The organism is Synechococcus sp. RC10A2, assembly GCF_047502605.1.
The window spans coordinates 1-6,833 of record NZ_JANSHP010000073.1 but is presented as its reverse complement, the minus strand read 5'-3'; the positions used below and the strand labels follow the sequence as shown (position 1 = coordinate 6,833).

The following is a 6,833-nucleotide window of genomic DNA, read 5'->3' as shown; positions in this document are numbered from 1 at the left end:
GGCACTGTGGATGGGAAGGGGATGCGGACTGGAATGGGGCCAACATGATTGCCAAGCTTGGGGCTGTCGTAAACCAGCCTAGAGGCCCGTGGTTGGCTTGCCAACTGCAGGGCTACCGAAAGCCCGCCCTGTACTGCGAAGCAGTCAGGGCCGGGTAGTTTACTCGGCTCTTTGCCCCCATTGGCCTGGAGATCCACGCCGAAACCCCCGCCGAGATTGCCATCAGCATCACCGCCCAGCTCATCCAGGTGCGACGGGGATCCTCGAAGACAATACCCACACAAAAGGGCGAAACTTAGGCGTAGGCTTGCCGGTTAGCCGGAGGACAAGCTAGGCTAGAAAAGCGCCGCGGGGTAGAGCAGCCTGGTAGCTCGTCGGGCTCATAACCCGAAGGTCACTGGTTCAAATCCAGTCCCCGCTATAGGAACTCAACATCTGCAGGCATTGGGAGAGCTTCTCTAAGTTGTCTTGAGCCGAAGCTAGGAAGACGGTGCATGGATCCGCGGGAAATCGAGGCGTTGATACAGGCTGCCCTGCCCGGAGCCAAGGTGCAGGTAGAAGATACAGTTGGCGATGGCAACCATTTTCAGGCTGTCGTCGTAGCTGAGCAATTCCAAGGCCTCCCCCTCATCAAACAGCACCGGCTGGTGAACGAGGCCTTGAAGCCCTACCTTCAGGATGGCCGTCTCCACGCCCTAGCCCTCCGTACCTTTACCCCTAGCCAGTGGGAGCAGCTTCGGAGAGCAGCCCCCGGCTCAGCTTGAGCGGGCTTGCACTAGCCAAAGCTAATACGGAGCAGAGAAAAATCATCCTCAAGATCGGCCTTGCCGCGGAAAGACTGAATGTGCTGCAGAACGTGATCGAGGCCAACGCAGGCATGCTTGCTTAGGAAGGACTTCCAGTTCTCTATCCCCCAGATCCCTTCCGAGCTGGACACTTCGTAAACCCCGTCGCTGAACACGTAGAGACAACTGTTGGCCGGGATCCGGACTTCGTCCCTAGCAAAGTCCTGATCGGGCAAAATGCCAATGGGCAAATTGGGGGTCTTCAGCTCTAGGGGGATGGGGTCTGATTGCGCAACCAACAGAGCGGGGGGGTGGCCAGCGCTGGCAAAAGAAAGCAAGCGAGATCCCGGCTGATAGACCCCATACCAAAGGGTGAAGTACATTTCATGGTGGGATCCCATTGGGAAGGATTGGTTGAGGGCGCGCAACACCGCATCCGGCTGCCGCAGGTCTGTATCGGGCAGGCTCTGGGAACGCAACTGGTTCATCACCGACACCGACAACAACGCGGATCCCACCCCGTGCCCTGACACATCTAGCAGGTAGATGGCCAGGTGATCCTCGTCTAGCCAGTGGTAGTTAAACGAATCCCCCCCCAGCTCCTGGGAGGGCAAAAAGCACCACTCAATCGCTATTTGGTGAGGTGGGAAGTCGGCCGGCTTGGGCAAAAGCGAACGCACATAGCTGGCTGCTTCGGCCAACTCCGCCCGCAGTCGGGCCGTTTGCTGCTGCAGGTCATAGCTGAGCTGGTGCAAGCGCAGCCCAGCCCGCACCCGCGCCCGCAATTCATTGGGATCGATGGGCTTGCTGAGGAACTCATCTGCCCCGGCATCCAGGCCCTGGATGCGGTCTTCGACTTCGGTGCGAGCGGTAAGCAAAATAAAGAAGGTGGTGGAAAACTTGGGATCCGCCTTGATGCGCCGGCAGACCTCCAGCCCATCCATATCCGGCATCATCCAGTCACAGATAATCAGCCCCGGGGTTAGGAGATGAGCTTTCTCCAGCCCTTCCAAGCCACCGCTGGCCATCTCGACGGTGTAGCCCTGCCGCTCCAGGGATCGCTTCAACACCAGCCGAATCGTGGGATCGTCGTCCACAATCAAAATGGCCGTCATGACCACTGCACCTCAATCCCGAATCAACCCGAATTAAAACGCAACTCTAGCCCGTACTGGTAGGCAGACCGTTTATCCTAGCCCAGGAGTTGCGGCAGAAAAACCGGCTTGGAGGGCGGTTAGCGGAAAAGCCTCAGCAACCTCATCCCCCAGAGCTAAAGTTGCGTATCCCTTAGTGGATCCCTAAAACCGTGGTTGCACGCTACCCAAAAGCTGACCGTTTCAAGATACTGGTGGGAATAGATAACAGCGGGGGGGTTTTTGGGCAGATTCTGCTTTAGAGACTTCCATTGGACAAAGAGATACGGATCACATCTTATCCATCCTTTGCCGGTCTAGAGTGAACTTTGAGGTTAAACGGCCTTGGCTGCATGAGCGCGTCTCCTCTACCGTTATCTCCTCCGTCCGTTCGGGATTTGCAGGCGGCTTCAGCCGCGGCACCCCGCCAAGCTCCCAGGGGAGAAATCCGGCTGGAGGATCTGGACGAGAAGCAATTGCTGGCCGGCCTGTCGTCGGTGGTGCTCAACCCGGCAGCTTGGAGTTGCTTTAGCATCAGTGAAACCAGCCGCTTGCTACGCCCCCTGCAAATTTGCCCCGACTTGACCGGAACTCCCGTTCTCTCCCCAGGCGCCACTGCTGAAGTTGTCTATAAGTTCCTGCTGAGCGACGGTCGGATTGGAACCATGAAGGGGCTGATCTCGATCGAAGACTTTCGCAGCAAGCGGCTGCATTCTATTTACGAGGAACTGCGTATTGAAAAAATCATACCGGTTTTTAACGAAGCGGTTGTCGAGCAGATCATCGATCAGTTGAAGCCGATTTTTGCCCGCGACCTGGACGAGCTGCTTTGGCAAGAAAGTTTTTACTTCACCCCTCAAGATCTACGCCAGCCGGAGTTCTTGTTGCGCGGCCTGCGGCCCGAGGCGATCCCACGCCGCTTTCGGCCGCACCTGCAAAGGGTGTACTCCCACATCATAGGGGTGTGTCGCAGCTTGCCCAACATCGCTTTCCAACTGTGTCTGCGGGCCTACCTGGAGTACAACGAGGTCAAAAACAAGCATCTGTTGGCAATTCTGCTCAGCAAGTATTTTTACACGCTCTATCGCATCGGTGGACTGGACGGTTGGAAAAGTCGGGATCCGGTGGAAGTGGGATCCCTCTACTCTTCCAATCGACGGGCTCGGCTGCAGGCTCTTTCTCACCTGCTGACGCTGGACAACGACAGCGACGAACCGCTGGCAAGCCTTGGGGATCCAGGGCCGCGCGGCAGCTATTTCAGTGGAGAGGGGGAGCCTGCTGCTGGCGAGGTGCCGAGCGCAGAAGAGATCGAAAAGCTGCGGCAAGATGTGGAGGCAGCGCGCAGCCAGGCCGCCGAGGCCCAGCAGCTGGTAGCCCAATATCAAGAAGAGAAAAAACAAGAGCTGCTCAACCGCCTGCAGGATCCCAATAAGTTTCTCCTTTTCAGCCTCCATCAATTTTTCGACACTCTCCTCACATCCCTGCCGGTGGAGGTGAAAAGCGAGTACGGAGCCGTCTGGGTGCCCCGCACTTCCCACTTGGACGAAAAAGAGCGGGACAAGCTGACCGAACATTTGCACCAGATTACCAGCGAGGCCTATTTGCTGAGCATCCCCTTTGCCGAGGCGACGATCATTGGCTATTGGCGGGTTTTGGCCGATTCGTTCTACAACCAATGGGTTTTGAATCAGTACAAGCAGTTGCAAAGCTACGGAGTGGATCTAGAGCAGCAGGGCATCCAAATCCTGGAGCGCGAACGATTTTTAGATGAAGTGCAACTGCGCTTTGCTGGCCGCCACCGCGAGATCGTGACTCAAAATGTGGAGAAGATCAGCCAAATTGTGGTAGACAGCCTGGCCAAGCGGGTGGCCCTCAACACCAGCCAACAGAGCTTTCAAGCCATGCGAGCCAAATTGGCCACCGTTTTGGATATGGAGATCTCCCGCAAGGACATGGCGCAGGTACGGCGGCTGATCGACTACTTCACGGATGTGTTTTTGGGCAAGCGGGAGGAGCTGCGCTCGCCCTATCCGGTGGGCACCATCTTGCAAGTAAGGGCAGCCATCGAGCTGCGTCCCCCCGACAGTCGCACCCGCATTGGCCTGGAAATCCTAAACCAGATCTACCGCGAGTACATGCCTGTGCTGCAGCAAGAGTAGGGGCAGGGATCCCAGGGGCTGGCAAGTTTTGGGCACAATGGGGACTGGTGTGCTGTTTAGGGTTGGAGACGGCAAGTTCCCATGCGCTACCGCCAGCTTGGCCACAGTCCTCTGCAGGTTTCGGAGATCTGCCTCGGCACCATGACGTTTGGTGAGCAGAATACCCAGACTGAGGCTTGGGAACAGCTCGATTACGCAGTAGAACACGGGATCAACTTCATCGATACGGCTGAGATGTACCCGGTGCCGGCGCGGGCGGAAACCCAGGGAGCCACAGAACGCTACATCGGCGAGTGGCTGCAGCACCAGCCGCGGGAGCGCCTTGTCATCGCCACCAAGATCACCGGCCCGGGGCGGCCCTGGCACTGGATCCGCGGCGGGTCTCTCTCGATTAGCCGCAACAACCTCAAACAGGCGGTGGCCGGCAGCCTCAAGCGCCTGAAAACCGACTACATCGACCTCTACCAAATCCACTGGCCGGATCGCTATGTGCCCCTGTTTGGGGGCGTGGCCTACGATCCCTCTCAAGAGCGGCCCACGGTTCCCATTGCCGAGCAACTGCAGGGTCTGGCGGAACTGGTGCAGGAGGGCCTGGTGCGCTACATCGGCCTGAGCAACGAAACCCCTTGGGGAGTCTGCGAGTTCTGCCACGTGGCCGAGCAGTTGGGCTTGCCCAGGGTAGTCTCGATTCAAAACGCCTATAGCCTCCTCAACCGCACCTTTGAGATGGGGCTGGCGGAGGTCTGTCGCCACGAACAGGTAGGGCTGCTGGCCTACAGCCCCCTGGCCTTTGGGCTGCTGACGGGCAAATACCTGGGGGGCGCCAAGCCGCCGGGATCCCGTTTGGCCCTGTTCGAGGGCTTTGGCCAGCGCTACCGCAAGCCCAATGTGGAAGAGGCCGTGGCTGCCTACGTGCGCATTGCCCGCCAGCACGGCCTGACCCCTGCCCAGTTGGCTTTGGCCTTTGTGCGCAGCCGTTGGTTTGTCACCAGCACCATCATCGGGGCCACCAACCTGGCCCAGCTCAAGGAAAACCTCAGTTGCCTCGAGGTGGAGCTGTCGCCTGCGATCCTGGCAGAAATTGAGGCGGTGCACCAGCGCTACCCCAATCCCGCCCCGTGAAACTTCGGAAACCGATAGAACTTTTCAGGAGATTTTTTCGTCTAGGGTTACGGAGTGGGTAACTCCATCCGGCTCTTCTTCGATTGTTGATTGTTTGGGCCGATGTCTTTTCTTAGAGCCTTTCTAGCAGGTGGCGAGGAGTTGTAGGGGATGCGTGAGTTTTCTCTTTGGCAAAGTTGGAAGGCGGCAGCCGTGATAGCGAGCTGGGGCAGTTTGTTGCTGGTTGCGGATCCCGTTTGGGCGCAACTTTCCGATATCAGCACCTACTGGGGCGCCCAGTACATCGCCGGGCTCAATGAGCGGCAGATCATCGGCGGCTTCCCAGACGGCACCTTTCGCCCCAACGAGTCGATTACGCGGGCCCAGTTTGCCGTTATCGTCACCAAAGCTTTTGGGCTAGATACCAACGTCCCTGTGCGCCCCTTTGCCGATCCCATTCCCAGTTGGGCAGCTCCCTCCATCGGCGCGGCGGCAGCAGCGGGGTTGGTTTCCGGCTTTCCCGACGGCACCTTCCGTCCCAACGATGTCCTCACCCGCGCCCAGGCCATCACCGTTCTGACCCGCGCCGCCACCAACGGCAGGCTCCTCGAGGATCCCGGTCAAATTGAAGCCATTCTGTCCGGCTTTACCGATGCCAATTTGGTTCCCAATTTTGCCCGCGCCCCCATCGCGACAGCAGTTCAAGAAGGTCTGTTGGTGCTCTACCCTGATCCCACCCGACTGAATGCCCAGGCGGTGGCCACGCGGGGGGAAGTGGCGGCTCTCACCTACCAAGCGCTGGCCAAGGTGGGCCGGGTGCCCAGCCTAGACCCGCCTGTGGGAGCTGCCATCCCCGGGCCAGGGATCCGCACCGAGCTTCTGGCTCAGGTCCCCCCCACGCCTGAGCCCCTGGCCACGCCGGATATCCCCGTGGAGCCGCTGGTGGAAACGCTGCCCGCCGCCCCAGAGGTGAGAACTTTCTTTGCCCGCGAGGAGCTGGGATCCGTCAAGCCGGGAGATACCTTGACGGTGTATTTGCTGGGATCGCCAGGGGCGCAGGCGTCTTTCTCCATTCCCGGCATTGCCTACAACCTGCCCCTGCAGGAAACCCGCCCCGGCCAATACGAGGGCAGCTACACCTTCCGCAGCCAAGACCGGGCCTCGGAAGCGCCAGTATTTGCCCGTCTGGAGCGGAATGGGCTGGTGACCCTGGTGCGATTGCCGGACAAAACCATCAGCATCGGTCGGGTGACCGACACCACCTTCCCCACCATCAGCGACCTGGCGCCGCCCAACGGAGCGGTGACCGACAACCCGCGCCCATCCATCTCCGCTCGCTTTCAAGATGACCAGGGAATCGACCTCAATAGCTTTACCCTGCTGGTGAACAACGTGGACGTTACCGCCCAAGCTCAGCTCAGCCGCACCGGCTTCGCCTACACCCCAGCCGAGCCGCTGCCCACCGATCGACCGACCTTGATTGCCGTCCAAATTGCCGATACCAGCGGCAACACCGCCATCCAGCAGTGGTCTTTCCAGGTGCAGGCCGCCCAGCCCACACCCACTCCAACGCCCACCCCTACGGCGACGCCCACGCCGGCAGCAGCCCCCTCGCCCACCCCACCGCCCGCCGCGGCGACCCCACGCGCCGCCCC

General features: G+C 59.5%; 6 protein-coding genes, 1 tRNA gene and 2 pseudogenes. 7 read left to right on the top strand and 2 right to left on the bottom strand.

What is annotated here, in order from left to right; all coding sequences use genetic code 11:
* From NW848_RS10485 to NW848_RS10475, 3 genes and pseudogenes are all read left to right on the top strand, one after another.
* Positions 1-158, top strand: a pseudogene (locus NW848_RS10485) (RNA-guided endonuclease TnpB family protein); the annotation flags it as partial.
* Positions 159-173: 15 nt separating this feature from the next.
* Positions 174-299 (top strand): annotated as a pseudogene (locus NW848_RS10480) (hypothetical protein); the annotation flags it as partial.
* A 48-nt stretch (positions 300-347) separates the two neighbouring features.
* Positions 348-421: transfer RNA gene (locus tag NW848_RS10475), tRNA-Met, on the top strand.
* A gap of 58 nt (positions 422-479) precedes the next feature.
* Here NW848_RS10475 and NW848_RS10470 read toward each other — a convergent pair.
* Positions 480-692, bottom strand: a complete 213-nt coding sequence (locus tag NW848_RS10470; protein ID WP_240527422.1) for a hypothetical protein — start codon at positions 690-692, stop codon at positions 480-482.
* Here NW848_RS10470 and NW848_RS10465 point away from each other — a divergent pair.
* Positions 630-764: a BolA/IbaG family iron-sulfur metabolism protein gene (locus tag NW848_RS10465; protein WP_240527876.1), complete on the top strand. Its 135-nt coding sequence runs from the start codon at positions 630-632 to the stop codon at positions 762-764. The two genes, NW848_RS10470 and NW848_RS10465, sit on opposite strands and share 63 nt — an antisense overlap.
* An 11-nt stretch (positions 765-775) precedes the next feature.
* On the opposite strand, the gene NW848_RS10460 is transcribed toward NW848_RS10465, so the two are convergent.
* Positions 776-1,900 (bottom strand): PP2C family protein-serine/threonine phosphatase, encoded by a 1,125-nt coding sequence (locus tag NW848_RS10460; protein ID WP_011429861.1) that lies wholly within the window; start codon positions 1,898-1,900, stop codon positions 776-778.
* A gap of 371 nt (positions 1,901-2,271) precedes the next feature.
* On the opposite strand from NW848_RS10460, the gene NW848_RS10455 reads away from it, so the two are divergent.
* From NW848_RS10455 to NW848_RS10445, 3 genes are all read left to right on the top strand, one after another.
* Positions 2,272-4,077, top strand: coding sequence for a hypothetical protein (locus tag NW848_RS10455; RefSeq protein ID WP_414402861.1), 1,806 nt, complete (start codon positions 2,272-2,274; stop codon positions 4,075-4,077).
* Between the two features lie 81 nt (positions 4,078-4,158).
* Positions 4,159-5,199, top strand: a complete 1,041-nt coding sequence (locus tag NW848_RS10450; protein WP_011429859.1) for an NADP(H)-dependent aldo-keto reductase — start codon at positions 4,159-4,161, stop codon at positions 5,197-5,199.
* Positions 5,200-5,349: 150 nt separating this feature from the next.
* A partial coding sequence (locus tag NW848_RS10445) for an S-layer homology domain-containing protein (RefSeq protein ID WP_414511100.1) occupies positions 5,350-6,833 on the top strand: 1,484 nt, incomplete at its 3' end.